Genomic DNA, 26,836 nt, shown 5'->3' with positions numbered 1-26,836 from the left:
GTTTCAGGCCGGCCTGAAACGCCCTTCCAATGCGAAGTGTGGCCAAATGGAAGCATCTGGCCACCATTCTGGTGGGTGGCTCGAAGCCTTCTCTCGACTCTGCCACGCGCTTTACCTAGTTTGCCGCGCATTCGAAAGCGGCGGCGTATGAAGAAACTTATCCTGCTTTTTCTCGGCATGGCCTTGGCGACGGCGGTGGCAACCGCCGATGCCGCGACAATGGTGCCGCCGGGCAACCGCTACAGCGTGCAGCCGGATATTCCGGGCGCCTCCAGCCGGCGCACCCAAGCCACCAACACCACCTTTCAGGCCAAGTACCGCAAGGTCTACGCGCTGTTGCAGAACGACGCCGAGCTGCGCGGCAAGATCAGGAAGGTGGCGGCGGCCTACGGCATAGACCCCATGCATATCGTCGGCGCCATCGTCGGCGAGCACACCTACAATGTCGACGCCTATGACCGCCTGCAGACCTACTACGTCAAGGCGATCTCATACCTGTCGAGCAAGCTTTCCTTCGCCTATCACGGCGAGGACGTCAGCGATTTCATCCAGCGGCCGGAATTCAAGAAATGCGCCGGCATGGACGACAGCTACGACCTTTGGGAATGCCGCGAGCAGGTCTGGAACCGCTCCTTCCGCGGCAAGAGCGTCGGCGGCGAGGATTTCCCCGACGACCGCTTCGGCGCCACCTTCTTCCAGCCTTATTATGCCGGCCAGACGTTCGGGCTCGGCCAGTTGAACCCGCTGACGGCGCTGCAGATGAGCGACCTGGTGCACAAGGTCTCCGGCCTGCCCAGGCTCGACGTCAGCGACCCCAACGCGGTCTACAAGACCATCATGGACCCGGACCTGACGCTGCCCTACGTCGCCGCGACCATCAAGAAGTCGATCGACGCCTATCGCGGCATCGCCGGCTTCGACATCTCGAAAAATCCGGGCCTCACCGCCACGCTCTACAATGTCGGCAACCCCGAGCAGCGCGCCTATGCGCTGAAGGCCGAGAACGAGAAGCGCAGCGCCGCCGGCGAGCCGGAAAAGCTGCCCGAGGAGAATTATTACGGCTGGCTGGTCAACGACAAGCTGGACGAGCTGAAGGCGCTTTTCTAAAAAACCTCACGCCGCCAGCAGCGACTTCAGCTTGACCGCCTGCGAGCCGAGCGCTTCCGGCGCCGGGCTCGCTCTCTTGGCGATCAGCATCTCCGCCAGGCGGATGTCGCGCGCCACCGCATTGCCGGGGCCGATGCCGCTGGCGGCAACCAGCCTGCCGTCCTGCGCCAAATGGAACAGGATGAAGGCGCCGTCATCGAGGTCGCGCCGCACGATGCTCTTGCCTTCGTCCGACAGCCCGGCGATTTGCAGGGTAAGCCCGTACTGATCCGACCAGAACCACGGCACGGCGGCATGCGCCGCATCGGCGCCCAGCATGTTCTTCGCAGCCAGTGCGCCCTGTTCCTGGGCGTTGCGCCAGGCCTCCAGCCGCACGCGCCGGCCGCCATAGACGGCGAGCGGGAACGAGCAGCAATCGCCGGCGGCGAAGATATCCGGATCGGCTGTGCGCAAATGCTCATCGACAGCGATGCCGTTGTCGATTGTTAGCCCACTTTCAGCGGCAAGCGCCGTCACCGGCATGGCGCCGATGCCGATCACCGTGAGATCGGCGATGACCTTCCGTCCGTCGGCCAGCGTGATGCCGACCTCCGCGCCGTCATCGTCAATCGACGCGATTCCCTGGCCGGCGCGGATCGCAACACCCTCGGTCTCATGCGCCTTGTGGATGATTTCGGCGATCTCGGCCGGCACGCCGCGCATCAGGATGCGCGGCTGCGCCTCGATGACGGTGACGGCGGCGCCGAGCTTGCGCGCCGCGGCGGCAAGCTCGAGGCCAATGAAGCCGCCGCCGATAATGGCGACGCGGTTGCCGGCGCTGAGATGGGCGCGAATCGCCAAAGCGTCGTTGAACGTCCTGAGATAGACGCAACGCTCCCCGAGACCCGGCATCGGCAGCGTGCGCGGCACGGATCCGGTCGCCAGCAAAAGCTTTTGATAGGAAAGGGAGGATCCGTCCGACAGTTGCACGACATGCGCGGCACGATCGACCGCGACGGCCCGAACGGAATGGATGTGGCGGATCGAGCGTTCGGCGAAAAGCGCGTCGGTGGCGATCGCCTTGATCGAAGGCGCCTCGCCGGTCATCGCTTCCTTCGACAGCGGCGGCCGCTCATATGGCAGATGCGGCTCGTCGCCGACCAGCGTCACCGGCCCCTCGAAGCCGAGATCGCGCAGGGCGAGCGCGGCGCGCCCGCCGCATTCGCCGGCTCCGATGACCACCATTCCTCCCGTCATCAGCGTCACCCGACCTGAACAAGAACTTTGCCGGCGTCGACCTTGACCGGATAGGTCTTGAGGTTGACGCAGACCGGCGCGCCGCGCGCGTCACCGGTCTTGTAGTTGAAGCGGCCGTTGTGCTTCGGGCATTCGATGATGTCGTCCATGAGCAGCCCGTCGGCCAAATGCACTTTTTCATGCGTGCACAGCCCGTCGGTCGCGAAATATTCGTCGTCCGGGCTACGGTAGATGGCGAAGGTGCGGCCGGCATGGTCGAACCGCATCACGTCCTCCTCATCGATGTCCCCGGCCGCGCAGGCCTCGACCCAGTCGCTCATCTCGTTCTCCGCGAAATCGGTTGGTTAAGCTCTTCGGCAGATCACTCGGCCGCTGCCGCCACCGGGTTGTCGTTGTGCAGCTCTTCCCGGTAGGGCTTCGCCGTCGGCGGCAGCGCGCGCTTGAGGAAATAATCCTCATTGCGCAGCTGGCGCAGGAAGGCCGGAATCATCTCGCGATAGCCGGCCAGGATCGACGGCGTCGGCGCCGGCAGATCATGCTTGATCAGTTCATGCAGTTTCGGCAGGGCGTGGTAGGGCACCATCGGGAACATGTGGTGCTCCACATGGTAGTTCATGTTCCAGTAGATGAAGCGGCTGACCGGGTTCATGTAGACGGTGCGGCTGTTGAGCCGATGGTCGATGACATTCTCGGCCAGCCCGCCATGCTGCAGCAGTCCGGTCATGACGTGATGCCAGGCGCCGTAGAGGCGGGGCAGGCCGATCAGCAGCAGCGGCAGCCAGGAATGCAGGTAGAGGGCCAGGGCGATGGTCGCGATGTAGATGGCGAGCCATAGGCGGGCGACGCGGATCGCCTTCGGCTGTTCCTGTTCGGGGATGAAGGTCTTTTCCGCCGCGCTGATGACGCCGGCGGCGTTGCGCAGCATGTCGGTCATGGCATGCCATGCGTCGAGAATGCCGAAGAAGTTCAAGACAACGCGCAGCAGATCCGGCGGCCGCATGACGGCAATCTCGGGATCGCGGCCGACGATGATGGTGTCGGTATGGTGGCGTGTATGGCTCCAGCGCCATGTCACCGGATTGCGCATGATCATGAAGCAGGCGAGCTGGTAGACGGCGTCGTTCATCCACTGGGTGCGGAAGGCCGTGCCATGGCCGCATTCGTGCCAGCGGGAATCGGTCGAGGAGCCGTAGAGCGTGCCATAGACGAAGAAGAACGGCACGCACCACCAGCTGCCCCAGAACCAGGCGCCGCCCGCGCCGCTGAGGATCAGCGCGCCGAGCCAGATGATGGTATCGCGGATCGCCGGCTGGTCGGAGCGCTGCATCAGCTCCTTCATCTGCTTGCGCGGGATCTCGGTATGGTACCACTCGGCCGCCGCCAGCCCGTTCTCGACCGCGAGCTTGGCGTCGCGGCCGGTCAGGCTGTAGTCGCGTGGCGACGCCGACGAAGACGTCATGGCCGTCATTGAGGTTCCTCCAACAGCGCCTGGCGAACGGTTTTAGCAGGTCTGGGCTCGTTCATGGCCGGCTTCCACTTCACCATACCGCCGGCTCATGATAGCCTCAACATCAGGAAGATAGTTTCTATCATTTCCTATCAGAGTGAGATATGCTGAGTCGGACAGGCAATGGAGCATTCATGGCAAAGCGGCCGACCATTAGCGATCTCGCGCGCGTCTCGGGCGTCAGTGTCGCCACCGTCGACAGGGTGCTGAACAGCCGCCTGCCGGTGCGCGAGGAGACGGCGCGCCGGGTGTATGAAGCCGCCACCGAGATCGGCTACCACGCGGCGGGGCTGATCAAGCAGCGCATGCGCCAGGAATTGCCGGAATACCGGCTCGGCTTCCTGCTGCTGAGGGGCAATGACGTCTTCTATGGCGATTTTGCCAGGGAGCTCGAGCTGGCGGTTTCGCAGTCGCAACGTTTCCGCGGCACTGCCGCGATCGACTTCGCCACGTCGCTGGCGCCCGATGAGATTGCGGGCCAGATGCGCAGGCTGGCGGCCAAGTCGAGAGCCATCGCCGTTGTCGGCCCGGATCACCCGACGCTGACGGCGGTGGTGGAGGCTCTGAAGGCGAGGGGGCAGCCGGTCTTCTCCCTGCTGTCCGATTTCGCCGCCGGCATCCGCGAGGGCTATGTCGGTCTCGACAACCGCAAGGTCGGACGCAGCGCCGCATGGATGATCGCCAAGGCCGCCAGGAAGCCGGGCAAGGTGGCTCTCTTCGTCGGCAGCCACCGCTTCCATGGCCACGAGCTGCGCGAGATCGGCTTCCGCTCCTATTTCCGCGAGCACGCACCGGATTTCACCGTGATGGAGACGCTGGTCAACCTGGAGGCGAATGACGTGACGCATGATGCCATGATCGATCTTCTGGCGCGCCATCCCGATCTTGCCGGTTGCTATGTCGCCGGCGGCGGCATGGAAGGCGCCGTCTCGGCGCTGAGAGCGGCAAACCCGGCGGTTATGCCGGTCGTCATCTGCAACGAGATCAACGCCGTCTCGCGCGCAGCACTTGCCGACAACATCCTCACCATGGTGATCTCGACGCCGCTCGCCGCGCTCTGCCGGGAACTCCTGGGGCTGATGGCCCATGCCATCGAAAGCGGGGCCGCCAATGCGCCGGGGCAGACCTTCCTGCCCTTCGATATCTATCTGCCGGAAAACATCTAGTAACTCCGCCGCAGGAATTTTGATCGGTCGCCAGTTTTCGTCGGCAGGCGGCACGCGTTGGAGATTGGCCGAAGCGCTCATCGCGTCGATTCGCTCCTTGCTTCGCCATAGTTCGCCATAGAATGACGAGGTTGGGGCGGCTTCAGCCAATTCCCGGCGTTTGCAATGGGTCGATGTGAAAGAATCCATCAGGCTGATGGATTCTTTCATGGCGATTTGCTTCGACTCGGGCTCGGGTTTCGACGATCGGGACCGAAAAACCGGCCAATCTCGTCGGAATCGCCCTTGACGTTTCCAAAACGAAATGGAATAAATATTTCACTAACTAGGCTTTTTGGTTCTTTCGTTCCGGGAACGCCTGTGCGAACGGAGGAAGAGGCGTTCCAGTCGAGTTGGGACGCCGCATGGCCGCAGGGAGAGATTCCCCGGGCAAACCGGGGATTCCGGTTCAAAATGGGTGCAGCCGGACACCAAGTGGAGGAGAATAAAATGAAGAAACTGCTTTTGGGCGTCGCGCTTTCGGCGCTGATGTGCTCATCCGCCTTCGCCGCCAAGATCGGCGTTTCGATGGCCAAGTTCGACGACAACTTCCTGACTGTGCTGCGCAACGGCATGATCGCGCAGGCCAAGGGCATGAGCGGTGTCGAATTGCAGGTCGAGGATGCGCAGAACGACGTGGCCAAGCAGCTCGACCAGATCAAGAACTTCGCCGCCTCGGGCGTCGACGCCATCATCGTCAATCCGGTCGACACCTCGGCCACCCAGGCAATGTCGGACGCGGCCGCCGCGGCCAAGATCCCGCTGGTCTATGTCAACCGCCAGCCGGTCAATGTCGACTCGCTGCCGGACAACCAGGCTTTCGTCGCGTCCAACGAGGCGGAATCCGGCACGCTCGAGACCAAGGAAGCCTGCCGCCTGTTCAAGGAAGCCGGCAAGAAGGAAGCCAATGTCTACGTGATCATGGGCGAGCTCTCGAACCAGGCCGCGGTGCAGCGCACCAAGGACATCGAGGAAGTCATCGCCACGCCGGACTGCAGCTTCATCAAGATCATCGACAAGCAGACCTCGAACTGGGATCGTGACCAGGCGCAGAACCTGATGACCAACTGGCTGTCGTCGGGCAAGGCGTTCGACGGCGTTATTGCCAACAACGACGAAAGCGCCATCGGCGCCATCCAGGCGATGAAGGCCGCCAACATCGACATGAAGTCGGTGGTCGTCGGCGGCGTCGACGCCACGCAGGATGCGTTGGCCGCGATGCAGGCAGGCGATCTCGACGTGACGGTCTTCCAGGACGCTGCCGGCCAAGGCGCCGGTGCGCTCGATGCGGCGCTGAAGCTCGCCAAGGGCGAAAAGGTGGAACACAAGGTCTATATCCCGTTCCAGCTCGTCACTCCGGCGAACATCGACAAATTCTTGAAGAAGAACTGAGGCGCGCCGGCGCAATTCCAGGAACGGTTTTCGGTATGGAATTGCGTGAAGACAAACCGCGGGGTGGTGCCGCGACGCATCGGCCTGGCTGAAATCGGCTGCTGGCGAAGCGGCGCCGCTCTGTTCCTCTCCCGCCCGACAGGGCGGGAGAACGGGGCGCGGTCATTCGGAGGAAGAAGACGTGTCACAGACATCGCATGGCATTGGCGGGTTGAGCTATGACGCCAAGAAGCGTCCATGGCCGGCCGAGTTCAACGTGTTCCTGGCGCTGGTCATCCTCGTCGTCGCCTTCGAGCTGATCGGCCGCGTTTTCCTCGGCGACAGCTTCCTGTTCAACACGCGCGAGAATGTGTCGGGCCTCTTCAACGAGCAGCGCCTGCAGATCATCATCCTGCAGGTCTCGATCGTCGGCATCATCGCCATCGGCGTCACCCAGGTCATCATCTGCGGCGGCATTGACCTGTCCTCGGGCTCGATCGTCGGCGCCACCGCCATGATCGCCATGAGCTTCGCGCAGGTTGCGACCGTCAACGGCAATCCCAATCCCAAGGCTATGTTCATCGATTATGGCTGGACCGACCTGCCGGTCATCGTGCCGGTACTGGTCGCGATCGGCTGCGGACTGATCGCCGGCCTGATCAACGGTCTGTTGATCGCCTATACCCGCATTCCGCCCTTCATCGCCACGCTCGGCATGATGGTTACCGCCCGCGGTATCGCAAAATGGTGGTCGAAGGGGCAGCCGATCTCGTTCCCGACCGACAGCTTCGCGGGCATCGGCAAGGGCCTGATGCCTGTCGTCATCTTCATCTCGCTGGCGCTCCTGTTCCAGCTTATCCTGAGCTATACGAAATATGGCAAGCATTGCTATGCGATCGGCTCCAACGAGGATGCCGCGCGCATGTCGGGCATCAAGATCGCCAATCACAAGGTGCTGGTCTACGCCATCGCCGGTATCCTCGCCTCGCTTGCCGCCGTGGTGCTTTGCTCCAAGAACCTCACCGCCCAGGCCGGCATGGGCGTCATGTACGAGCTCGACGCCATCGCCATGGCGGTCATCGGCGGCGTTTCGCTGTCGGGAGGCCGCGGCTCGATCATCGGCACCGTGATCGGCTCGCTGATCTTCGGCGTGATCATTTCCGGCTTCACCTTCCTGCGCCTCGACGCCTACTATCAGGAGATGGTCAAGGGCGTGATCATCGTCGGCGCGGTCGTTCTCGATCAATGGCGCCAGCGCCGCCGCGCGATAGGAGCTTGACCATGTCCGACATCGTTCTGAAGACCGAAAACCTGACCAAGCATTATGGCGGCGTGCACGCCTTGCAGGAGGCGAATTTCGAGCTGCGCAAGGGCGAGCATGTCGCCATCATGGGCGACAACGGCGCCGGCAAGTCGACCTTCGTGCGCCAGATCACCGGCGTCGAGCAGCGCACCGACGGCAAGATCTGGTTCGACGGCAAGGAAGTGAACTTCGCCGGCCCGATCGAGGCGCGCGAGGCGGGCATCGAGACCGTGTTCCAGAACCTTGCGCTGGCCGACGATCTCGACGTGCCGTCGAACCTGTTCCTTGGGCGTGAGAAGGTGCTCTTCAACCTCGGGCCGTTCTCGATCCTCGACCGCAAGGCGATGCGCAAGGCGACCGAGGCGGCCCTGATCCGCACGGCGGTGAAGATCCCGAACCTGTCCAGCACCATCCGCCACATGTCGGGCGGCCAGCGCCAATGCGTGGCGATCGCCCGGACCGCGACCTTCGCCTCCAAGCTGATCATCATGGACGAGCCGACGGCAGCGCTCGGCGTGCAGGAAACCGCGCAGGTCGAAAACATCATCCGTACGCTGAAGGAAAACGGCGAGCCGCTGATCCTGGTCAGCCACAACATGCGCCAGGTGTTCGATCTGGTCGACCGCATCGTCGTGTTCCGCCGCGGCCGCATCGTCGCCAATTTGCGCAAGCAGGACACCGACGGCAACGACATCGTCGCCTACATCACCGGCGCCAAGACCGGACAGGCGGAACTGCAGGCCGCCTGACGGACGCCGCGACGTGATCAACCGATTGTCCGCGCCGCCAGACGCGGGCGAGCCTTTAACATCATCTCAAAGGACATTCCATGACTCTCCGCTTCGCTCTTCTCGGCGCCGGTCGTATCGGCAAGGTGCATGCCCGCGCGGTCGGCTCGAATCCGCAGGCAAAACTGGTTGCCGTGGCGGATGCCTTCGAGAAAGCGGCGACTGAGCTCGCCTCCGCCTACGGCGCCGAAGTCCGCACGATCGATGCCATCGAGCAGGCCAAGGACATCGACGCCGTCATCATCTGCACCCCGACCGACACCCATGCCGACTTGATCGAGCGCTTCGCCAAGGCCGGCAAGGCGATCTTCTGCGAGAAGCCGATCGATCTCTCCGTCGAGCGGGTCGAAAAATGCCTGGCCGTTGTCGAGAAGACCAAGGCCACGCTGATGGTCGGCTTCAACCGCCGCTTCGACCCGCATTTCGCCGCCGTGCGCAAGGCGATCGACGACGGCGCCATCGGCACGGTCGAGATGGTCACCATCACCTCGCGCGATCCGGGCGCCCCGCCGCTCGATTATATCGCCCGCTCCGGCGGCATTTTTCGCGACATGACCATCCACGACTTCGACATGGCGCGCTTTCTGCTCGGCGAGGAGCCGGTGGCGGTCAGCGCGCACGCTTCAGTGCTGGTCGACAAGAAAATCGGCGAAGCCGGCGATTTCGATTCGGTCAGCGTCATCCTCGAAACCGCATCCGGCAAGCAGGCCGTCATCTCCAATTCGCGCCGCGCCACCTATGGCTACGATCAACGCATCGAAGTGCATGGCTCCAAGGGCATGGTCGCGGCCGAGAACCAGCGGCCGGTGTCGATCGAACTCGCCAACGACAAGGGCTACACCCGTCCGCCGCTGCACGACTTCTTCATGACCCGTTACATCGACGCCTACGCCAACGAGATCGCCTCCTTCATCGCCGCGGCAACCGCCGGCAAGAAGGCGGCGCCGAGCGGCAAGGACGGACTGATCGCGCTGAAACTGGCCGACGCGGCCTTGCAGTCGGCCAAGACGGGCAAGACCATCCGCGTCGACTAGTCCGGCTGGGCGAACGCTTTGAAGGATGGTCGGTTTGTTGGTCTGCAAGGGTGGCGAGTAGCCGGAACATCCATCGCGTCGTCATCCACGGGCGGAGCAAGGAGCGAAGCGACGCGCGCAGACCCGAGGATCCATGCCGTTACATCGGAGCGGTGCCCAACGGTCCAGAATTCTGCGCCGCGGCATTCTTCGGCCGGGGTCACGGCATGGATCCTAGGGTCTCCGCGACGGAGCTTCGCTCCTGCTTCGCCCTAGGATGACGAAGTTGGGGACGCCTCGGCCAAGTTGTGAACGTCGCGACAAGGCACCGGGAAGCTGATCGGAACGTCAATGAACCTCGAAATTCCATTGGTAGTCAAAAACACAGGAGCAGAGCGATGAGCGGTTTGGCCGGTCGCAATTCAGAAACGCGCGCCATCGTCACCGGCGGCGCGCAGGGCATCGGCTTCGCGGTTGCGGAGGCGCTTGCCGACGAGGGCTGCCGCGCGCTGGCGCTGATCGGCCGCTCGCAGGAAAAGGGCGACAGAGCGGTCGCGGCGCTCAAGAAGAACGGCGTCGACGCCATCTTCATCAGCGCCGATGTCGCCAAGGTCGCCGACTGCAAGCGCGCCGTCGAGACCGCGATCAAGCATTTCGGAACGCTGAACGCGCTGGTCAACGCCGCCGCCACTTCCGCGCGAGGCTCGCTGGTCGAGACATCGGAAGAACTTTTCGACCAGATCTTCGACACCAATGTCCGCGGCCCCTTCTTCCTGATGCAGGGCCTCGTCGCGCATCTCCTGGAGCGCAAGGCGCCGGGCTCGATCGTCAACGTTCTGTCGATGTCGGCGCATGCCGGCCAGTCTTTCCTGACACCCTATTCGACCAGCAAGGGCGCGCTGATGACGCTGACCAAGAACGTCGCGAGCGCTTATCGGCGGAACCGCATCCGCTGCAATGCGGTGCTGCCGGGATGGATGGACACCGAGGGCGAGGCGATCGTCCAGAAGAAATGGCACGGAGCGTCGGATGACTGGTTGGAGAAGGCCGAGGCCGCGCAGCCCATGGGCCAGCTGGTCAAGCCCGCGCAGCTTGCCCGGCTGATCACCTACATGCTGAGCCCGCAGGCGGGCGTCATGACCGGCTCGCTGGTCGACTATGATCAGAACATAGCCGGGGTGATCGGGGAGTAGCGGCTGGCTTTGGCGTAACGGCGCGCGGGCCCAAGAGCGCGCATGTCTGCCGGTTGCCGCAGCATTGCCTTTCCCTCATAGTCATAAGTCCGAACAATCATGGGGGTGGAATGATGTCTGCGCCCGAACATACCAGCTGGACTGTCGCCGAGGCAGAAGTCCGGTTCGCGGAGATTATCGTGCGGGCGCGGTACGCGCCGCAGAGGATCACCGAAAACGGCAAACCAAGTGTGCTTGTCGTGTCGGCCGAAGAATGGCTTCGAAGGACCGGGCGAAAGGGTACACTTGCGGAATTCCTGTTGGAATCGCCACTGCGTGGTGCCGATTTAGACCTTGAACGTCAACACGACGAACTGCGTGATCTGCCGCTATGAATCGCTACCTTCGTCATCCACGGGCGGAGCAAGGAGCGAAGCGACGCGCGCAGACCCGAGGATCCATGCCGTTACTTTGAAGCGTCGCGGCCGCGCAGAATTTTGCTAGGGTGCATTCCTCGGCCCAAGGCACGGAATGGATTCCTTTGGTCTACGCGGTACGCTTCGCTTCCCGCTCCGCCCAAGGACGAAACCGCGAGATTCGGCCATTCCGAATTGGCTCTCATCAGCCACGTGACAAGCGCCCCCGCATCGATTATATCAGGCGCATGATCCACCTGACCGCCTCGTTTTGGTACTTTAGCTACGGTAGCTCGCTGGCGGCGGGAGGATTGCGCTCGATCTGAAAACTCCAGATCAAAAAATCCGACAAGCCGCCAGACCTGGCGGCTTTTTTGTTTCAGCCGGCAGGTCCCCTAAACCAGGAGCAGAAAGCCGTGTTGACCACCACAGACGACCTTCGGGTCACCGAAATCAGAGCCTTGAGCACGCCGGACGAGGTGATGCGCGAGATTCCGCGCTCGCTCACCGCGACGCGCACCGTAGCCGCCTCGCGCAACGCCATCCATTCGATCCTCTCGGGGACCGACGACCGACTGCTTGTCATCGTCGGCCCATGTTCCATCCACGATCCGGTCGCGGCCGTTGACTATGCCAGCCGTCTGGCGGCGCTGCGCGAGGCCCTGGCCGACCGGCTCGAGATCGTCATGCGCGTCTATTTTGAAAAGCCGCGCACCACGGTCGGTTGGAAGGGCCTGATCAACGATCCCGACCTCGACGGCAGCTTCAACATCGAAAAGGGGCTGCGCATGGCGCGCAACGTTCTGTCGGCCGTCAACAATCTCGGCCTGCCGGCGGCGACCGAATTCCTCGACATGACCATCCCGCAATACATCGCCGACCTCGTCGCCTGGGGCGCGATCGGCGCGCGCACCACTGAAAGCCAGATCCATCGCGAGCTGGCCTCGGGCCTCTCCTGTCCCGTCGGCTTCAAGAACGGCACCGACGGCAATCTCAGGATCGCCGGCGAGGCGGTGAAATCGGCCGCCCAGCCGCATCATTTCATGGCGGTGACCAAGGGCGGCCGCAGCGCCATCGCGGCGACCACCGGCAACGAGGACTGCCATGTCATCCTGCGCGGCGGCATTCAGCCGAACTATGATGCCGCAAGCGTCGAGGCCGCCGCGGCCGAGCTAGTCCGCATCGGCATCGCGCCGCGGCTGATGATCGACGTCAGCCACGCCAACAGCGCCAAGAAGCCGGAGAACCAGCCGAAGGTCGCGCATGACGTTGCGGGCCAGGTTGCCGCGGGCGACGAGCGCATCATCGGCGTCATGATCGAGAGCAATCTCGTCGCCGGCCGGCAGGACGTCGTGCCCGGCAAGCCGCTGGTCTACGGCCAGAGCATCACCGACGGCTGCATCGACTGGGCGGCGACGGAGACGGTCCTGCACGGCCTCGCCGGCGCCGTCGAATGGCGGCGGTCGGTGAAGCGCGAGATGCTTGCCAGCCGGCAGGGCGCGGCTTGAGCGAAATGGAGAGGGCGGCGATCACGCCGCCCTCAAACCTTCCCACGCCGTGAATATCGAGACCGCGAACAGCAGCAGCCCTGCCAAGCGCCCGGCGAGAACGGTCGCGCGGGGATTGGCCACAAGCATCTGCCTGCTGCGCCCCGCCGTGACGGCGAGCCCGCCATAGATCGCGGCTTGCGTGGCGACCGTCAGCAATCCCATGATTGTCGCCTGCATCCAGATCGGACCGTAAGCCGGCTTCAGGAATTGCGGATAGACGGCTAGGATGAAGAGATAGGCCTTCGGATTGATCAGGCAGGTGACCAGGCCCTGGCGAAATGCCTTCCAGGCCGAGCGGCTCCCCGTTGGTCCGTTGTCGCCGACGGTGATCGAGCTGCGCATCAGCGAAATGCCGATATAGGCCATGTAGGCGGCGCCGGCGATCAGCAGCGGCGTGAACAGGATAGGCACGAAATGCATGAGCAGCCCGACGCCGATCGCCCCGTTCAGCGTATGCACTGCACCGCCCAGCATGATGCCGGCAGTCGCGGCCAGGCCCCTGTTGCTGCCGCCGGTCAGCGCATTGGCCAGTAGCACGAAGAACAGCCAGAGATTTTCGCCATAGCTCATGTCAGTTGCCTGTCGCATTATCCGCCTGCACGCAAAGGAATCTGTTGATTTTCAAGCGGGTAGGCGGCCCTATAAGGCATTCCAACTGACGGGGATGTGTCAGTTGCATTTCAGCTGGGTGAGAAAATGCGCAAGGCCTCGCGCCTGTTCGAGATCATCCAGATCCTGCGGCTGGCCAGGAAGCCGGTAACGGCGGCGACGATCGCCGAGCGGCTGGAAGTGACCGTACGCTCGGTCTATCGCGACATCGCTGCCCTGCAGGCGATGCGCGTGCCCATCGAGGGTGGGCGCGGCATCGGCTACATACTGCGCCCCGGCTTCGACCTGCCGCCGCTGATGTTTTCCATCGAGGAGATGGAAGCGATCGTCCTGTCGCTGGCCCTGCTGGAGCGCACGGGCGACGACGAACTCAAGCAGGCCGCGAAACGCGTCGGCGCCAAGATCGCCGGCGCCGTGCCGCCGCCTTTGCGGCAGACGCTCGACGCCAATGCGCTCCATGCCTGGGGCTTTGCAGCACCCTCCGCTTCCGCCGTCGATCTCGCTCTGGTCCGCCGCGCCATCCGCGACGAGGAGAAGCTAAGCCTCTCCTATCGCGACGAGGCGGGACGTCCGACCGGCCGCATCATCCGCCCGATCGCCCTGATCTATTATGCCGAAACCGCCAACATCGTGGCCTGGTGCGAGTTGCGCCAGGCCATCCGCAATTTCCGCAGCGACCGCATCGAGGATTGCCGGGCGACCGGCCAATGGTTCAAGGGCGAAGGCGACCGGCTGCGGCAAGTGTGGGTCGACGGCTGGGAGATCAACGCCCCGGTGGCCGCCGGCAACTGACGCGTTGCCGGCCTTGTATCTCAGGGAACGACACCGCGGCAGGCCCAGGCGACATTGGCGAAGGATCGCGGGCAATCGGGTCGACCGGCTTGATAGGCATCGCGGACGGCGGCCTCGACACGCTCCCGCTCGGCCGCGTCCAGCGTGGTCATATATTTGCCGAGCGGGCCTTCGCCAGCGCCGATCGGCGCCCAGAAGTCGTCGAAATCCGCGTAGTCCATGCGGATCATCAGCTCGGCCTCGGTGACATCCACGAGACCCTGCTCGACAAAGGTCCGCTTCATCTCGCCCGGCTGCATCATCGGCTGGAAGCAATAGCGGCTGCGCATCTGGCGCCCGCTTTCGCTGAGCGCCGCGACTGTGTCGATCATCATGCGCATGCCAGGCATGCCGCCGTAATGATCCCAGACCACGGCCGCGACCACGCCGCCCGGACGCACCACGCGGCGCATCTCTGCCACCGCCTTGCCGGCCTCCGGCACGAAGTGCAGCACCAGCAACGCCAACGCGCGGTCGAACGCGTTGTCGGCGAATGGCAGCGCCGTGGCGTCGGCCTGACTGATGGTGACGCGCGGATCGCTGTTGCGCTGTCTGGCCGCGTCTACGAAGATCGGCGAAAAGTCGATGGCCTGGATCTCGGCAAGATCGGCCGATTTTGCCAATTCGAAGGCCAGGCTGCCGGTGCCGCAGCCGACATCGAGGATCTTTTCGCCGCCGGCCAGACCGGTGAAGTCGATGAACTTGGGCGCCAGCCTGCGGCTCCAGCGTCCCATGAGTTGCTCATAACCGGATGCGGCGTGAACGGTGAAGTTGGATGTCATTGGAGCCTCCCATATGAGCCCAAGCTAAACCTCGGCGGAATTGCTGCCAAGACGCAGAGCGATCGTAATCGGAGCAAGGATAGCGTGGTGCATACAGGTGTTTATGTGGGCGATCTCACGCTCGCCTGGCTATGGGATCAGGCTCAAACGTTCGAGAATAACGCCTGAGCGGTTTCGATTGGCAGCAGCATGATCCGCTCGCCAAGCAGAGACGCGATGAAGCCATGCCGTTGATAGAAACCCATTGCTGCATCATCGATCGCGTGTGCCACCACAGCACGAACCCCGGCAATGTCCGAGACAGCGAGACATCGCCTAAGCGCGTCGAAAAGCAGGTCGCCTCCGAGTCCCATTCCCTGGAACGTCTGATCGACCGCAAGGCGACCGATCAGCAGCAGGGGCACTTGCTCGGGCATGCCTCGCCGAAGCTTTGCGCTTGGCAGCGCGATCCGTTCTTCCATCGCCGTCGAGATCGCATAATAACCGACGACGCGATTTTTAGTGCCCGCGTCACAGACGACATAGGTTCGGGCGGACAGTCCTTCGGCAACCAAGGCGCGGTTTCGCAGCCAGTCATCGAGAGATGAATGCTTGCCATTGTGAAATTCGGATACGTCGTGGCCAATGTTCAGCCGTTCCGGAGCGCGGACTCGCCATCCTTGCGGTCGGCCAGCGGACATCAGCGCTCCCAGGCCGGCTTACGCGTCATACGCGCGCGAAGCTCCTCCGACGGTTTGTTCGGAGCATCAAGCAGGTCGAGAAATTTCTCATGCGCGTCCGTATCGAGAAAGAAGGCGCGCTGGTCGAGAATGGTCTCCTCGGCCTGCCTGCGTGCACTGTCCAGCATGAACTCCGACAGCTTCTGCCCGCGCAAACTCGCGGCGCGGTTGAGAATAGCCTTCATCCCCGCCGAGGCGCGGATCTGGATCACGTCGTCCTTGCGCGCTGCGTCGCGATTGCTGCCGACATGACTGGAATGCGCCATCGAAATCCTCCTATGTCAGGATCAGATATCTAGCGACTGTCAATACAATGTCAATACGTATCGGCTTTGAAGTGGTGATCTGGGGTACCTATTCCTTCACACTGGCCACGCTCTCCCGCTCCACCAGCGGGCACTCCAGCTTGGTGATCGGATACCGTCCGCGGCCGGGCGTTGGCGGCGTTTCCAGCTGCTCGATCGCCCATTGGCCCATCGCCAGATGCGGCAGGATGGAGGTGGTCAGCGGCGGGAAGAGATGGCGGGCGATCTCCTCGTCGTCATAGCCGACCACCGAAATGTCCTGCGGGATATGCAGGCCCGCTTCCTTCAGCGCTTCGTAGCAGCCGATCGCGGTTCGGTCGTTCTGGCAGAAGATGGCGGTCGGCCGCTCCTTGAGCCCGAGAAGCTTGACCGTCGCGGCATAGCCGGCGCTGGCCGACCAGTCGCCCTCGACCACCAGTTCCGGGTCGAACGGGATGTCGGCGGTGGCCAAGGCGCGGCGATAACCTTTCAGTCGATCCTGCGCGGCTTGCATCCAAGGCTCGCCGGTGACGGTGGCGATGCGGCGATGGCCGTGGGCGATCAGGTGCCTTGTCGCGCTCTGGCCGCCGGCGATCTCGGAGGGAACCACGGCCGGGAAGGCATAGTCGGCGGTGTAGCAGTTGAGCAGGATCACCGGGATGTCGAGGCTGTAGAGGAAATCCGGCGCGGCGATCTCGCGGGTGAAGATGGTCATGTAGATCAGCGCCGAGATGCCGCGCCTTGTCAGTGCTGAAATCGCGCGCGGCTCCATCACCGCGTCGCCCATGGTCTGCGCCACCAGAAGCACATTGCCGGCGTTCCAGGAGGCTTGCCGGGCGCCCTCGATGGCGACCACCGCCTCGGGGCTGGTGGCGAGCTGGTCGACCGCGAAGCCGATGACGCCGTCGAGGCCTTCGAACGGCGTCACGGGCGGCCGCAGCGCTGAAAAGACCGGCGGCGAATAGCCCAGCGCTCGGGCTGCCTCGATCACCCGGTCGCGTGTCTGCTGCGACAGCCTGATGCCCGGTGAATTGTTGAGCACGAACGACACCGTCGCCTGCGAGCAGCCGGCGGCGCGCGCGATGTCGGTCATGGTGACGCGTCCCTTGGGCTTGGCGGCCGGCTTGCGGCGCCTGGAAGCTCCGGGGGGATCGCTCAGTTCCGTCGGTTCGCTCATGGTCGTTTCCCAAACCCAGCCGGCTCTAAAGCAAAGGCCGACGGCAACGGCAAGATGGTCGAGGTCGGTGCGTTTGTCGACATTGCGCTCGGCTAATACATATTAGCAAGCGCGACAGGCAAATCGCCGGCTGCGCCGCTTCGCGACGAAACCGCCAGACAAGGTCAGCAATGCTGACGATTCCGGTATTTTCCGCGCGGTTTCAAGCGTTGCGGCGTTCGCTCCCCTCACTCCTGGCGCGCCCTTCGACCAGCGTTCTCCTCCGCGTCGAAAGCGCGCCTCGCGGCCTCATAACTAATACTCTTTACTAATAGCTGTTAGCGTTCTACTGTCAACTCGTCGTAACCGTCCGGGCTTCGGTTCGGTGCCGGCAAAGTGCGAAGGATGCTTGCTTGGAACCCGGTGGCATGCCGGATTGGGTGTGCACTCCGTCTCACGAAAATGTCAGACAAATCGGACTATTTACGAACGCCACATGAGTGTCTAGTGTCTCGACCGCGGCCGGATCGGCACCGTTCTTAAGTCGGCGGACCTTTGCGCCACACCCTTGAGGAGGAGGGTTATCCGCGCCGCAGCCGGGACATCAGCGAAGAGTTCTACAAGGCAAGTTCTACAAGGGAGGTTGAACTATGAAATCCATGATCCGTAACGCATCTGTCGCCGCGGCGGCCCTGCTTGTCGGCCTGTCGGTAAGCGCCAGCGTGCGCGCCGACGACAAGCCGACGCTGGCCTTCGTCGTCAACGGTGCGTCAGACTTCTGGAAGGCGGCGGAAGCCGGCGTGAAGAAAGCGCAGGGTGAACTGCCCGACTACAATCTCGAGCTCAAATATCCGGAACAGTCCTCGGTCGCCATCCAGCAGCGGCTGATGGACGACCTGGTGACGGCAGGCGTCAAGGGCATCATGGTCTCGGCCGTCGATCCCAAGACCTCGACCGACGGGTTGAACAAGATCGCGTCGGAAACGGCGCTGTTCACCACCGACTCGGACGCGCCGCAGACCAAGCGTGTCGCCTATATCGGCTCGTCCAATGTCGATGCCGGCAAGCAGGCGGCCGAGATCGCCAAGAAGGCGATGCCGAACGGCGGCAAGTGCCTCGGCTTCGTCGGCCTGCTCGGCGCCGACAACGCCAAGGAGCGCATCCAGGGCATGAAGGACGGGCTCGCCGGCAGCAAGATCGAGCTGGTCGACGTGCGCGGCGACGACATCGACCAGGCGCGCGCCAAGAAGAATGTCGAGGACGCGCTGGTCGCCAGCCCCGACATCACCTGCATGGTCGGCTTCTACTCCTACAACACGCCGCGCATCTACGAAGCGCTGCGCGATGCCGGCAAGCTCGGCCAGATCACCGTCGTCGGCTTCGACGACGATCCGATCACGCTGGGCGGCGTCAAGGAAGGCACTGTCGCCGCGACCGTGGTGCAGCAGCCGTTCGAATGGGCCTATCAAGGCATGAAGCTGATGGCCGCCTACCTCAAGGGCGACAAGTCGGGCATCCCGGCCGGTAACCTGATCATCATCCCGACCAAGATCATCGGCAAGGATGACGTCGACACCTACGCCGCCAACCTCAAGGCGATGGCGGGCAAGTAAGCCCAAGACAGTTGCGCCGGCTCGAGGTCCACCTTGAGCCGGCGTTCGTATTGACGGACCTGCCAAGGCCCGTCAGTCTGTGGCCCACCGGCTGCTGCCCCGTGCGGTAAACTATGGCGCGATGACCTCTACCGACACCACTCAACCGATCGCCGCTCCGTTCCTGGGCCTGGAGGCCGTGCGCAAGACCTATCCGGGTGTTGTGGCGCTGGACAGGTTTTCGATGGAGGTCCGGCCCGGCGAGGTCATCGGCCTCGTCGGCGAAAACGGCGCCGGCAAATCGACGCTGATGAAAATCCTCGGCGGCGTGACGCGGCCGGACAGCGGCACCGTTGCCGTCGATGGCGCGGCGCATGACGGATTGACCGTCGAGCAAAGCATCGGCTCCGGCATCGCCTTCGTGCACCAGGAGCTCAACCTCTTCGAAAACCTCGACGTCGCCGCCAACATCTTCTTCGGCCGCGAGCCGCTGCGCGCGGGGCCGCTGAAGCTGGTCGACCGCGCGAAACTGCGCGAGATGGTGGCGCCGCTCCTGAAGCGCGTCGGCGCCAATTTCTCGGCCGACGCGCCGGTGGCTTCGCTGTCGCTCGCCCAGCAGCAGATGGTCGAGATCGCCAAGGCGCTGTCGATCAAGGCGCGGCTGGTCATCCTCGACGAGCCGACCTCCAGCCTGCCGATCGCCGAGACCGAAAAGCTGCTCGACGTCATCAAGGGCCTGAAGGCGGAAGGCATCAGCGTCATCTTCATCTCGCACCGGCTGCATGAGATCGAGCGCGTCGCCGACCGTGTCGTGGTGCTGCGCGACGGCACGCTGGCCGGCACGCTGGCAAAGGACCAGATCAATCACGACGAGATGGTCAGGCTGATGATCGGCCGCATGCTGAAGGAGCGCGAGAAGGCCGGCGAAGCCGCCCGCGCGCCGGGCAGCGTGGCCCTGTCGGCGGACGCGATCCGCACCAGCACCTATCCCGACCGGCCGGTCAGCCTGGAATTGAGACACGGCGAGATCCTCGGCCTCGCGGGCCTAGTCGGCTCCGGCCGCACGGAGTTGGCGCGCGTGCTGTTCGGCATCGACGAGCGGTTGGCAGGCAGTGTCACGCTCGACGGCAAGCCGCTCGATGTAGGCTCGGCGGCGGACGCGGTGGCGAACGGCATCTTCCTGGTGCCGGAGGACCGCAAGCTGACCGGCATATTGCTCGACCTGTCGATCGCCCAGAACATCTCGCTGCCCAATCTGCCTGCGCATGCCAGGCGCTCGCTGGTGTCCGCCAGCGCTGAACTCGCGACGGCCGAAAAGCAGAAGAAAAACCTCGGCATCAAGGCACCGTCGGTCCTGACCCGCACCGGCACTTTGTCAGGCGGCAACCAGCAGAAGGTGGTTCTGGCCAAATGGCTGGCGATGAACCCGAAGGTGATGATCCTGGATGAGCCGACGCGCGGCATCGACATCGGCGCCAAGGCCGAGATCTACGGGCTGATGCGAGCGCTGGCCGATGCCGGCGTCGCCGTGCTGATGATCTCCAGCGACATGGAAGAGGTGATCGGCGTGTCGGACCGCATCGCGGTCATGCATGAGGGGCAGATCTCCGGCATCCTCGACAAGGACGATTTCAGCCAGGAGAACGTGCTCTTGCTGGCGGTCGGCAAGAAGCCGAAATTGCTGCAAGCGGCGGGAGGAGCGCAATGAGCAAGAAAGATCTCGGCCTGCTGATCCTGATCTTGGTGGTCGGCGCGGTGGTGACGGCCATCAACCCGCGCTTCCTGTCGGCGATCAACCTCGCCAACACCTCCAACCTGGTGGCGCTGTTCGGCATCCTGTCGATCGGCCAGGCCTTCGTCATCATCACCGGCGGCATAGAATTGTCGGTCGGCTCGCTGGTCGCCCTGCTCGGCACGCTGTTCATCGACTTCATCGCGGTGCGCGAGGTGAACTGGCCGCTGGCCTTCGTGCTGATCCTGGTGCTTGGCGCCATCATCGGCTTCGTGCATGGCTGGCTGATCACGCGGCTGAAACTGCAGCCCTTCGTGGTGACGCTGTGCGGCCTGCTCATCTATCGCGGCGTGGCGCGCTTCTACACCGCCGACGGCACGGCGGGCTTCGCCTTCGGCCAGAATTTCCCGACGCTCGAATTCCTGACCGCGGGTCGCTCCTATGGCCTGCCGAACAGCTTCATCGCGCTGATCGTCATCGGCATCGTCATGTGGGTGGTGCTGCACCGCTCGGTATTCGGCCGCTACCTCTACGCTATCGGCAAGAACGAGGAAGCGGCGAAATATTCCGGCATCCGCACGGGCCGGGTGATCATCGCGGCCTATGTCATCTGCGGCGTCCTGACAGCGCTGTCTGCGATCTATTTCGCCATGTACACGCGCTCGATCTCGCCGGCGAGCCACGGCCAGTTCTACGAGCTCTATGCCATTGCGGCGGCGGTGCTGGGCGGCTTCTCGCTGCGCGGCGGCGAGGGCTCGCTGGTCGGCGTCATCCTCGGCACCGTGCTGCTGCAGGAGTTGCAGAACCTCGTCAACCTGCTCGGCATTCCCTCCTCGCTCAACTTCGCCGTGATGGGCGGCGTGATCCTGATCGGCGTGCTGGTCGACCAGCAATGGGGCGTCTTCCGCGCCCGCCGCCGCATGGTCGAAGCGACGCGCCAAAACGTTGCGGGCGCGCCGGCGGAGTAGCCTCGCTTTAACATTCACGGTTCTGATTGGACCGATGCTCGCGGGAAAACCCACCGGGCAGACCCGGATTCGCGGGCGGATTGCAACAACGCGTGAACCGGAAAACTGCCCTTGTCGCAGAATTGGGGCTGGGCTAAGCAATTGGCATCTGAGGGTTCCAAGAACAGAATATGGGAGAAATTACCGTGACATCAGCACGTTGGATCGCGCTCGCCGCGCTGGCGTTGACCTGCTCGACCCCGGCAATGGCCAAGGACTGGAAGACCGTGACGGTCGCCATGGAGGGCTCTTACGCCCCCTGGAACCAGACGGATGCCAGCGGCAAGATCGTCGGCTTCGAGGTGGATATCCTCAACGACGTCTGCGCCCGCGCGAAGCTGGAATGCAACATCGTGGCGCAGGATTGGGACGGCGTCATTCCCGGCCTCACGGCCGGCAAGTTCGACATCGTCATGGATGGTATGTCGATCACCGAAGAGCGCATGAAGACGATCGACTTCTCGATCCCCTATGCCTCTTCGCCGGTCGCCTTCCTTGCCGACAAGAACGGTCCGCTGGCGCAGCTGTCCAACAGCGGCAAGATGATCGATCTGTCGAAGGACGACGCCGAATCCAAGGCGGCGCTCGACACGCTGCGCAAGGAGCTCACCGGCAAGAATGTCGGCCTGCAGGTTTCGACCACCGAGGCGACGTTTGCCGACAAGTATCTCAAGGATGTCGCCAACGTTCATGAATACAAGACCACCGACGAGCATGACCTCGACCTGATGGCGGGCCGCATCGACGTCGCTTTCGCCGACACCACCTACTTCCTCGGCACGCTGGCCAAGCCGGACGCCAAGGACCTGGCATTCGTCGGCCCGCAATTCAAGGGTGGCCCGATCCTCGGGCCGGGCATCGGCGCCGCTTTCCGCAAGACCGACAAGGACCTGCAGGACATTTACAACAAGGCGCTCAAGGCCGCGCTCGATGACGGCTCGGTGTCGAAATATTCCATGCAGTGGTTCAAGATCGACATTACCAAGTAATGTCGCAACGGGAGCAGCCAAGGCTGCTCCCGTTTGCTTTGCATGTCGCCCAAAAGTGCGCAGCGGTTTTGGGAGAACGACATGCATCAAGGCAAGGCCTTAAAGCGCGTCGCCTAACCCGTTTTGACACGCGCTTTAAGGCGGGCAACCCGTCGACGCCCGCAGGAGCCGTACGTGGAGTTTCTCAACGATCTCAAGGACCAGGTGTCGACGGCCTATGAGCTGTTGGCCGCCGGCTGGGGCGTGCAACTGCTCTGGGGCATCGGCTGGACGCTCGCCGTCACCGTCGTCTCGATGCTGATTGGTGCCGTGCTCGGCTCGCTGGTGGCGGCGGCCAAGCTTTCGCATCGCGGCGGGTTGAGGTTCATCGGCGAGAGCTACACCACCGTGTTTCGCGGCGAACCGGAACTGCTGATCATCTATCTGTTCTACTATGGCGGCACGCAGGTCCTGACCGGCGTGGCAAGGTCCACCGGATCGATCGGCTCGACGGACATCTTGAACATGCCGAGCTTCCTCGGCGGCGTGCTCGCGGTCGGCATCATTTCCGGCGCCTACCAGGCCGAGGTTTTTCGCGGGTCGTTCCTGGCGATCCACCGCGGCGAGCTGGAAGCGGCGCGTGCCTATGGCATGTCGGCCTGGCTGCGGTTTCGCCTCGTGATCATGCCTCAGGTCCTGCGTCTCGCGGTGCCGGGGCTGGGCAATGTCTGGCAATTGACCATCAAGGATTCGGCGCTGATCTCGGTCACCGGCGTCGCCGAGCTGATGCTCACCGCGAACAAGGCGGCGCGCTCGACGCATCATTCGCTGCTTTTCTACACGGTCGCCGGCATCCTTTACCTGGTGATGACCTCGATCTCGACGCCGATCTTCGACAGGGCCGAGCGTTACACCTCCCGCAGCTTCACCCGGCCGAAATAAGAGGTGGCGGTGGATTTCGACTTCTACCTTTCGACCATGTGGAGCGTGCTGAAGGCGCTGCCGCTGACGCTCGAGATCTGGTTCTTCGGCATCGCCTTCGGCCTCATCATCGCCACCGGCCTGACCTGGTTGCGGGCTTCCGGCTACAAGTTCGGCGAATATTTCACCCGCGCCTATGTCTTCGTCTTCCGCGGCTCGCCGCTGCTGGTGCAGCTCTACCTGATCTATTTCGGGCTCTCCCAGTTCGATTTCGTTCGCCACAGCCCGATCCTGTGGCCGATCCTGCGCGATCCGATGTATTGCACGATCGTCGCCATGGCCTTGAACACAGCCGCCTATGAGAGCGAGATTTTCCGCGGCGCGCTGCGGGCGGTGCCTGTCGGCCAGATCGAGGCGGCCAAGGCATTCGGCATGTCGGCGTTCACCCGCTTTCGCCTCGTCACGCTGCCGATCGCGCTGCGGCTTGCCCTGCCGGCCTATTCGACCGAAATCATCCTCATGACCAAGGCGACCGCGCTCGCGTCCGTGGTCACCATCATGGAGATGATGGGAACGGCGCAAAAGATCCAGCACGACACGTTCCGGCCGATCGAGGTGCTGACCTGCGCCGGTGTGATCTACCTGCTTCTCAACCTGTCGATCGCCCGCCTGTTCGCCTGGGTCGAATACCGGCTTTCACCGCATCTGCGTCCCCCGCCCGAGCAGAGCCAGCAAATCAAATCCGTACCGGAGGTGTTGTGATGTCGGCAAATGTCGCCGCCGCCGCGCAAGCGGCATCGTCCCCGGACGACAAGGCAGCCATCAGCGTCAAGGACCTGCGCAAGTGTTTTGGCGATCACGAGGTGCTCAAGGGCATTTCGCTGGAAGCCCACAAGGGCGATGTGATTTCGATCCTCGGCTCCTCGGGGTCCGGCAAGAGCACGATGCTGCGCTGTATCAATCTCCTGGAGACCCCGGATTCCGGCGAAGTGCGCGTGGATGGCGAGCTCATCCGGATGAAGCGGGGCCGCGACGGCCACCAAATGCCGGCCGACATCCGCCAGGTGGAGCGGATCCGCGCCAACCTCGCCATGGTTTTCCAGAGCTTCAATCTCTGGTCGCACATGACCGTGCTGGAAAACCTCGTCGCCGCGCCGACGCATGTGCTGAAGCGGCCGCGCGCGGAGTGCCTGGAGCAAGCCGAGGCATTGCTGAAGCGCGTCGGCATCTGGGAGCGCCGCAACTACTATCCGCCGCATATGTCGGGCGGCCAGCAGCAGCGCGCTGCGATCGCCCGCGCGCTGGCGATGAATCCCAAGGTGATGCTGTTCGACGAGCCGACATCCGCGCTCGATCCGGAACTGGTCGGCGAGGTGCTGCGCGTCATGCGCTCGCTTGCCGAAGAAGGGCGCACCATGCTGGTCGTGACCCATGAAATGGGCTTTGCCCGCGACGTGTCGAGCAAGGTGATGTTCCTGCACAAGGGCGAGGTGGATTCGGCCGGCGAGCCGAAGGAGATGTTTGCCAGGCCGCCGACACCCCAGTTCAAGCAGTTCATCGCCAACTTCAACAAGTGAAGACGGACCTTGCTCGGCGCCAAGATGCGCTGAGATTCAGGTCAGGCCGAGCCGAAAGTGGTGGCTTCCGAGAACCGGAGCGGAGCGTACTTAAGTACGTGAGCACCGGAAGCGCAGGGAGCCGCTACTTGTAGGCCGGACTCACCTGAATGTCAGCATATCTTAGATCATGTCCGACAGGTCGGAGAACGCCATCGCCTTGCGCAGCACTTCGGCAAAGCGTTCGCCGGCGACCTCCTTGTCGCCGCCATTGTCGATCGACGTGATGTCCGGTCCTGTCAGCTTGACGTTCGTGCTGCGCGCCAGGCGGGCAAGCACTTCGCCGCGTGATTCACGGCCGCGCGCTGCCAGCCGTTCCGCGAGGATCTCCGGCGCCGCGGTGATCTCGACCACGGCCAGATTGGCGTAGCGTTCGCGCAGCGCCGGGATGACCGCACGCGACACGTTGGCGACAGCCACGTGGCCGTTCGCCACCGCCCAGTCGACATCGGCCGGCAGGCCATAGCGCAGGCCATGCGCGTCCCAGCACAGCGAGAAGGCGCCGTCGGCCTCCGCTTCGGCAAAGGCGGCGTCGGCCAGCGTGTCGTGGTCCTCGCTTGCCGTGTCGCTCGGCCTGGTGATGACGCGGCGCACGAATTCCAGCCGCGTCTCGCCGGCGAAGCGCTGCTTGGCGTAGCCGATCAGCGTATCCTTGCCGGCGCCGCTCGGCCCCACCACCGCGACGAAGACGCCGTTGCGGATCGGCAGGCTCTCGGCCAGCTCGCGCTCGATGAGGGCCGAGACCATCATGCGACCCGGCGGCCCTGGCGCCACACGGTGCGCACGACCGGCACATGATCGTCGACGCGCACCCGCACCAGGTCCGCGCGGCGGCCCGGCTCGATGACGCCGCGATCGGTAAGGCCGATGGCTTCGGCCGGGTTCTTCGACACCATGGCGACCGCCTGCGGCAGCGAGATGCCCTCGACGACATCGCCGAGGAAGAAGGCCGACTGGATCAGGCTGAAGGGGATGTAGTCGGACGACAGGATGTCGAGCAGGCCGTCGGCGGCAAGCGTGCGCGCCGAGACGTTGCCGGAATGCGAGGCGCCGCGCATGACGTTGGGCGCGCCCATCAGCACGCCGAGGCCGGCCGCCTTCGAGGCCTTGGCCGCCTCTTCCGTCGTCGGGAACTCGGCGACGCGCACGCCCTGCTCGATCGCTTCTTCGACATGGCCGGCGGTCGCGTCGTCATGGCTCGCCAGCACGATGCCGCGCTCCTGGCAGGCGGCCGAGATGAAGACGCGGTTCGGACCGGAGTTGCGGGTCGATTCCGCCATCCGCTTCTCGCAGAATTTCTTGAAATCCTGGTCCGTCAGCTTCAGCTTGCGCTGGTAGTAGTAGGCATAGGTCTCGAGGTTGACGAACTGGCGCTGTCCAGGCGCATGGTCCATCAGCGAGGCAAGTTTCACCCGGTCGTCGGTCTCGAAATTGGCGAAAGCCTCGAGGCAGTCCGGCGCCGAGACCTCGCAGCGCAGATGGATGAAATGGTCGGCCCTGAGCCGGTCCTGGCGCACGCTGTCCTCGATCGCGTCGGCCAGCTTGCGAACGTCGTCGGACTTCAGGTCGGCGTCCTCGTCCATGCCGACGCGCAAGGCGTCGAGCACGGTGGTGATGCCGGCGGTCGCGACCTGGGCGTCATGCGCAAGCACGGCGGCGATCGGATTCCAGCGCACTTTCGGGCGCGGCGCGTAATGGCCTTCGAGATGGTCGGTGTGAAGCTCGACGAGGCCCGGAATGATGTAGTCGCCGCCCATGTCCTCCCCGGTGCGGGCAGCGCCCGGTTCGACGGCGGCGATCAGGCCGTCGCGCAACAACAGCGAGCCCTCGACGATTTCGTCCGGCAGCACGATGCGGGCATTGGTGAGAACGGTTTCGGCGGTCATCTCAGGCGGTCCTATCTCGAGCGGTCAATCAGAGCAATTCCAGGAAAAGTGCCTTACGGTTTTCC

At 63.7% G+C, this 26,836-nt stretch carries 27 protein-coding genes; 17 read left to right on the top strand and 10 right to left on the bottom strand.

The window, feature by feature from the left end:
- The first annotated feature begins 147 nt into the window (after positions 1-147).
- Positions 148-1,107: a DUF1402 family protein gene (locus FJW07_RS22185; RefSeq protein WP_140658745.1), complete on the top strand. Its 960-nt coding sequence runs from the start codon at positions 148-150 to the stop codon at positions 1,105-1,107.
- 6 nt (positions 1,108-1,113) lie between these two features.
- Here FJW07_RS22185 and FJW07_RS22180 read toward each other — a convergent pair whose 3' ends face one another.
- From FJW07_RS22180 to FJW07_RS22170, 3 genes are read right to left on the bottom strand one after another with little or no spacing between them, the layout of a single operon-like run.
- Entirely contained in the window at positions 1,114-2,343 is a 1,230-nt protein-coding gene (locus FJW07_RS22180) for an FAD-dependent oxidoreductase (RefSeq protein WP_140858784.1), read from the bottom strand.
- Positions 2,344-2,348: 5 nt separating this feature from the next.
- Positions 2,349-2,663, bottom strand: coding sequence for a MocE family 2Fe-2S type ferredoxin (locus FJW07_RS22175; protein ID WP_140858783.1), 315 nt, complete (start codon positions 2,661-2,663; stop codon positions 2,349-2,351).
- A gap of 41 nt (positions 2,664-2,704) precedes the next feature.
- Positions 2,705-3,811 carry a fatty acid desaturase family protein gene (locus FJW07_RS22170; protein WP_181182698.1) on the bottom strand — a complete coding sequence of 369 codons (1,107 nt, stop codon included), beginning with the start codon at positions 3,809-3,811 and terminating at the stop codon, positions 2,705-2,707.
- 173 nt (positions 3,812-3,984) lie between these two features.
- On the opposite strand from FJW07_RS22170, the gene FJW07_RS22165 reads away from it, so the two are divergent.
- The 8 genes from FJW07_RS22165 to FJW07_RS22130 all read left to right on the top strand — a co-directional run bounded on the left by FJW07_RS22165 (position 3,985) and on the right by FJW07_RS22130 (position 12,626).
- The gene (locus FJW07_RS22165; protein ID WP_140858782.1) at positions 3,985-5,016 is read left to right on the top strand and encodes a LacI family DNA-binding transcriptional regulator; all 1,032 of its coding nucleotides are present in this window, start codon (positions 3,985-3,987) and stop codon (positions 5,014-5,016) included.
- Between the two features lie 489 nt (positions 5,017-5,505).
- On the top strand, positions 5,506-6,447 hold the full coding sequence (locus FJW07_RS22160) for a sugar ABC transporter substrate-binding protein (RefSeq protein ID WP_140858781.1): 942 nt from the start codon (positions 5,506-5,508) through the stop codon (positions 6,445-6,447).
- Between the two features lie 181 nt (positions 6,448-6,628).
- Positions 6,629-7,705 (top strand): ABC transporter permease, encoded by a 1,077-nt coding sequence (locus FJW07_RS22155; protein ID WP_140858780.1) that lies wholly within the window; start codon positions 6,629-6,631, stop codon positions 7,703-7,705.
- A 2-nt stretch (positions 7,706-7,707) separates the two neighbouring features.
- Complete coding sequence (locus FJW07_RS22150; RefSeq protein WP_140858779.1) at positions 7,708-8,478, top strand: ATP-binding cassette domain-containing protein; 771 nt, start codon at positions 7,708-7,710, stop codon at positions 8,476-8,478.
- A gap of 80 nt (positions 8,479-8,558) precedes the next feature.
- The gene (gene iolG / locus FJW07_RS22145) at positions 8,559-9,551 is read left to right on the top strand and encodes an inositol 2-dehydrogenase (protein ID WP_140843573.1); all 993 of its coding nucleotides are present in this window, start codon (positions 8,559-8,561) and stop codon (positions 9,549-9,551) included.
- 377 nt (positions 9,552-9,928) lie between these two features.
- On the top strand, positions 9,929-10,723 hold the full coding sequence (locus FJW07_RS22140) for an SDR family oxidoreductase (protein ID WP_140858778.1): 795 nt from the start codon (positions 9,929-9,931) through the stop codon (positions 10,721-10,723).
- Positions 10,724-10,833: 110 nt separating this feature from the next.
- Positions 10,834-11,097, top strand: a complete 264-nt coding sequence (locus FJW07_RS22135) for a type II toxin-antitoxin system prevent-host-death family antitoxin (RefSeq protein WP_140858777.1) — start codon at positions 10,834-10,836, stop codon at positions 11,095-11,097.
- Between the two features lie 437 nt (positions 11,098-11,534).
- Positions 11,535-12,626 (top strand): 3-deoxy-7-phosphoheptulonate synthase, encoded by a 1,092-nt coding sequence (locus tag FJW07_RS22130; protein WP_140858776.1) that lies wholly within the window; start codon positions 11,535-11,537, stop codon positions 12,624-12,626.
- A 21-nt stretch (positions 12,627-12,647) separates the two neighbouring features.
- Here the strand turns inward: FJW07_RS22130 and FJW07_RS22125 are convergent, their stop codons facing one another.
- Positions 12,648-13,238, bottom strand: coding sequence for a LysE family translocator (locus FJW07_RS22125; RefSeq protein ID WP_140858775.1), 591 nt, complete (start codon positions 13,236-13,238; stop codon positions 12,648-12,650).
- A gap of 126 nt (positions 13,239-13,364) precedes the next feature.
- Between FJW07_RS22125 and FJW07_RS22120 the strand changes: the two genes are divergently transcribed.
- Positions 13,365-14,069: a YafY family protein gene (locus FJW07_RS22120; protein ID WP_140858774.1), complete on the top strand. Its 705-nt coding sequence runs from the start codon at positions 13,365-13,367 to the stop codon at positions 14,067-14,069.
- A 20-nt stretch (positions 14,070-14,089) separates the two neighbouring features.
- On the opposite strand, the gene FJW07_RS22115 is transcribed toward FJW07_RS22120, so the two are convergent.
- The 4 genes from FJW07_RS22115 to FJW07_RS22100 all read right to left on the bottom strand — a co-directional run bounded on the left by FJW07_RS22115 (position 14,090) and on the right by FJW07_RS22100 (position 17,070).
- Positions 14,090-14,890 carry a class I SAM-dependent methyltransferase gene (locus tag FJW07_RS22115; protein WP_140858773.1) on the bottom strand — a complete coding sequence of 267 codons (801 nt, stop codon included), beginning with the start codon at positions 14,888-14,890 and terminating at the stop codon, positions 14,090-14,092.
- 143 nt (positions 14,891-15,033) lie between these two features.
- The gene (locus tag FJW07_RS22110; RefSeq protein ID WP_140858772.1) at positions 15,034-15,570 is read right to left on the bottom strand and encodes a GNAT family N-acetyltransferase; all 537 of its coding nucleotides are present in this window, start codon (positions 15,568-15,570) and stop codon (positions 15,034-15,036) included.
- Entirely contained in the window at positions 15,570-15,875 is a 306-nt protein-coding gene (locus tag FJW07_RS22105) for a DUF1778 domain-containing protein (protein WP_140858771.1), read from the bottom strand. Before FJW07_RS22105 ends, FJW07_RS22110 begins: the two co-directional genes overlap by 1 nt.
- Positions 15,876-15,963: 88 nt before the next feature.
- On the bottom strand, positions 15,964-17,070 hold the full coding sequence (locus FJW07_RS22100; RefSeq protein WP_181182697.1) for a LacI family DNA-binding transcriptional regulator: 1,107 nt from the start codon (positions 17,068-17,070) through the stop codon (positions 15,964-15,966).
- A 629-nt stretch (positions 17,071-17,699) separates the two neighbouring features.
- Between FJW07_RS22100 and FJW07_RS22095 the strand changes: the two genes are divergently transcribed.
- The 7 genes from FJW07_RS22095 (at position 17,700) to FJW07_RS22065 (ending at position 24,846) form a co-directional block, all read left to right on the top strand.
- Positions 17,700-18,662: a sugar-binding protein gene (locus FJW07_RS22095; RefSeq protein ID WP_140641641.1), complete on the top strand. Its 963-nt coding sequence runs from the start codon at positions 17,700-17,702 to the stop codon at positions 18,660-18,662.
- 121 nt (positions 18,663-18,783) lie between these two features.
- Positions 18,784-20,349, top strand: coding sequence for a sugar ABC transporter ATP-binding protein (locus tag FJW07_RS22090; RefSeq protein ID WP_140641639.1), 1,566 nt, complete (start codon positions 18,784-18,786; stop codon positions 20,347-20,349).
- On the top strand, positions 20,346-21,341 hold the full coding sequence (locus FJW07_RS22085; RefSeq protein ID WP_140708437.1) for an ABC transporter permease: 996 nt from the start codon (positions 20,346-20,348) through the stop codon (positions 21,339-21,341). The genes FJW07_RS22090 and FJW07_RS22085 overlap by 4 nt, the downstream gene beginning before the upstream one ends.
- Positions 21,342-21,526: 185 nt before the next feature.
- Positions 21,527-22,369, top strand: a complete 843-nt coding sequence (locus FJW07_RS22080; protein ID WP_210239906.1) for a transporter substrate-binding domain-containing protein — start codon at positions 21,527-21,529, stop codon at positions 22,367-22,369.
- Positions 22,370-22,543: 174 nt separating this feature from the next.
- Positions 22,544-23,290, top strand: coding sequence for an ABC transporter permease subunit (locus FJW07_RS22075; RefSeq protein WP_246680842.1), 747 nt, complete (start codon positions 22,544-22,546; stop codon positions 23,288-23,290).
- 3 nt (positions 23,291-23,293) lie between these two features.
- A complete protein-coding gene (locus FJW07_RS22070; RefSeq protein ID WP_348639959.1) occupies positions 23,294-24,031 on the top strand; it encodes an ABC transporter permease in 738 nt (245 codons plus the stop codon).
- Positions 24,031-24,846 (top strand): ATP-binding cassette domain-containing protein, encoded by an 816-nt coding sequence (locus tag FJW07_RS22065; RefSeq protein WP_140659520.1) that lies wholly within the window; start codon positions 24,031-24,033, stop codon positions 24,844-24,846. Before FJW07_RS22070 ends, FJW07_RS22065 begins: the two co-directional genes overlap by 1 nt.
- A gap of 162 nt (positions 24,847-25,008) precedes the next feature.
- Here FJW07_RS22065 and phnN read toward each other — a convergent pair whose 3' ends face one another.
- Both phnN and FJW07_RS22055 read right to left on the bottom strand, forming a co-directional pair.
- On the bottom strand, positions 25,009-25,635 hold the full coding sequence (gene phnN / locus FJW07_RS22060; protein WP_181166885.1) for a phosphonate metabolism protein/1,5-bisphosphokinase (PRPP-forming) PhnN: 627 nt from the start codon (positions 25,633-25,635) through the stop codon (positions 25,009-25,011).
- Positions 25,632-26,771 carry an alpha-D-ribose 1-methylphosphonate 5-triphosphate diphosphatase gene (locus FJW07_RS22055; RefSeq protein ID WP_140858769.1) on the bottom strand — a complete coding sequence of 380 codons (1,140 nt, stop codon included), beginning with the start codon at positions 26,769-26,771 and terminating at the stop codon, positions 25,632-25,634. The genes phnN and FJW07_RS22055 overlap by 4 nt, the downstream gene beginning before the upstream one ends.
- Positions 26,772-26,836 lie beyond the last annotated feature (65 nt).

The sequence above is a fragment of the Mesorhizobium sp. B3-1-9 genome, from assembly GCF_006439595.1.
Lineage (GTDB): Bacteria > Pseudomonadota > Alphaproteobacteria > Rhizobiales > Rhizobiaceae > Mesorhizobium.
The sequence above is the reverse complement of the archived record's forward strand: the minus strand, read 5'-3'. Positions and strand labels throughout refer to the sequence as shown.

Bases quoted from the DNA above. Each gene is read 5' to 3' on its own strand.
- FJW07_RS22065 (WP_140659520.1), top strand. From the start codon at position 24,031: ATGTCGGCAAATGTCGCCGCCGCCGCGCAAGCGGCATCGTCCCCGGAC.
- FJW07_RS22120 (WP_140858774.1), top strand. From the start codon at position 13,365: ATGCGCAAGGCCTCGCGCCTGTTCGAGATCATCCAGATCCTGCGGCTG.
- FJW07_RS22110 (WP_140858772.1), bottom strand. From the start codon at position 15,570: ATGTCCGCTGGCCGACCGCAAGGATGGCGAGTCCGCGCTCCGGAACGG.
- FJW07_RS22090 (WP_140641639.1), top strand. From the start codon at position 18,784: ATGACCTCTACCGACACCACTCAACCGATCGCCGCTCCGTTCCTGGGC.
- FJW07_RS22135 (WP_140858777.1), top strand. From the start codon at position 10,834: ATGATGTCTGCGCCCGAACATACCAGCTGGACTGTCGCCGAGGCAGAA.
- FJW07_RS22140 (WP_140858778.1), top strand. From the start codon at position 9,929: ATGAGCGGTTTGGCCGGTCGCAATTCAGAAACGCGCGCCATCGTCACC.
- FJW07_RS22150 (WP_140858779.1), top strand. From the start codon at position 7,708: ATGTCCGACATCGTTCTGAAGACCGAAAACCTGACCAAGCATTATGGC.
- FJW07_RS22055 (WP_140858769.1), bottom strand. From the start codon at position 26,771: ATGACCGCCGAAACCGTTCTCACCAATGCCCGCATCGTGCTGCCGGAC.
- FJW07_RS22170 (WP_181182698.1), bottom strand. From the start codon at position 3,811: ATGACGGCCATGACGTCTTCGTCGGCGTCGCCACGCGACTACAGCCTG.
- FJW07_RS22160 (WP_140858781.1), top strand. From the start codon at position 5,506: ATGAAGAAACTGCTTTTGGGCGTCGCGCTTTCGGCGCTGATGTGCTCA.
- FJW07_RS22165 (WP_140858782.1), top strand. From the start codon at position 3,985: ATGGCAAAGCGGCCGACCATTAGCGATCTCGCGCGCGTCTCGGGCGTC.
- FJW07_RS22185 (WP_140658745.1), top strand. From the start codon at position 148: ATGAAGAAACTTATCCTGCTTTTTCTCGGCATGGCCTTGGCGACGGCG.
- FJW07_RS22105 (WP_140858771.1), bottom strand. From the start codon at position 15,875: ATGGCGCATTCCAGTCATGTCGGCAGCAATCGCGACGCAGCGCGCAAG.
- FJW07_RS22175 (WP_140858783.1), bottom strand. From the start codon at position 2,663: ATGAGCGACTGGGTCGAGGCCTGCGCGGCCGGGGACATCGATGAGGAG.
- FJW07_RS22180 (WP_140858784.1), bottom strand. From the start codon at position 2,343: ATGACGGGAGGAATGGTGGTCATCGGAGCCGGCGAATGCGGCGGGCGC.
- FJW07_RS22125 (WP_140858775.1), bottom strand. From the start codon at position 13,238: ATGAGCTATGGCGAAAATCTCTGGCTGTTCTTCGTGCTACTGGCCAAT.
- FJW07_RS22100 (WP_181182697.1), bottom strand. From the start codon at position 17,070: ATGAGCGAACCGACGGAACTGAGCGATCCCCCCGGAGCTTCCAGGCGC.
- iolG (WP_140843573.1), top strand. From the start codon at position 8,559: ATGACTCTCCGCTTCGCTCTTCTCGGCGCCGGTCGTATCGGCAAGGTG.
- FJW07_RS22095 (WP_140641641.1), top strand. From the start codon at position 17,700: ATGAAATCCATGATCCGTAACGCATCTGTCGCCGCGGCGGCCCTGCTT.
- phnN (WP_181166885.1), bottom strand. From the start codon at position 25,635: ATGATGGTCTCGGCCCTCATCGAGCGCGAGCTGGCCGAGAGCCTGCCG.
- FJW07_RS22115 (WP_140858773.1), bottom strand. From the start codon at position 14,890: ATGACATCCAACTTCACCGTTCACGCCGCATCCGGTTATGAGCAACTC.
- FJW07_RS22085 (WP_140708437.1), top strand. From the start codon at position 20,346: ATGAGCAAGAAAGATCTCGGCCTGCTGATCCTGATCTTGGTGGTCGGC.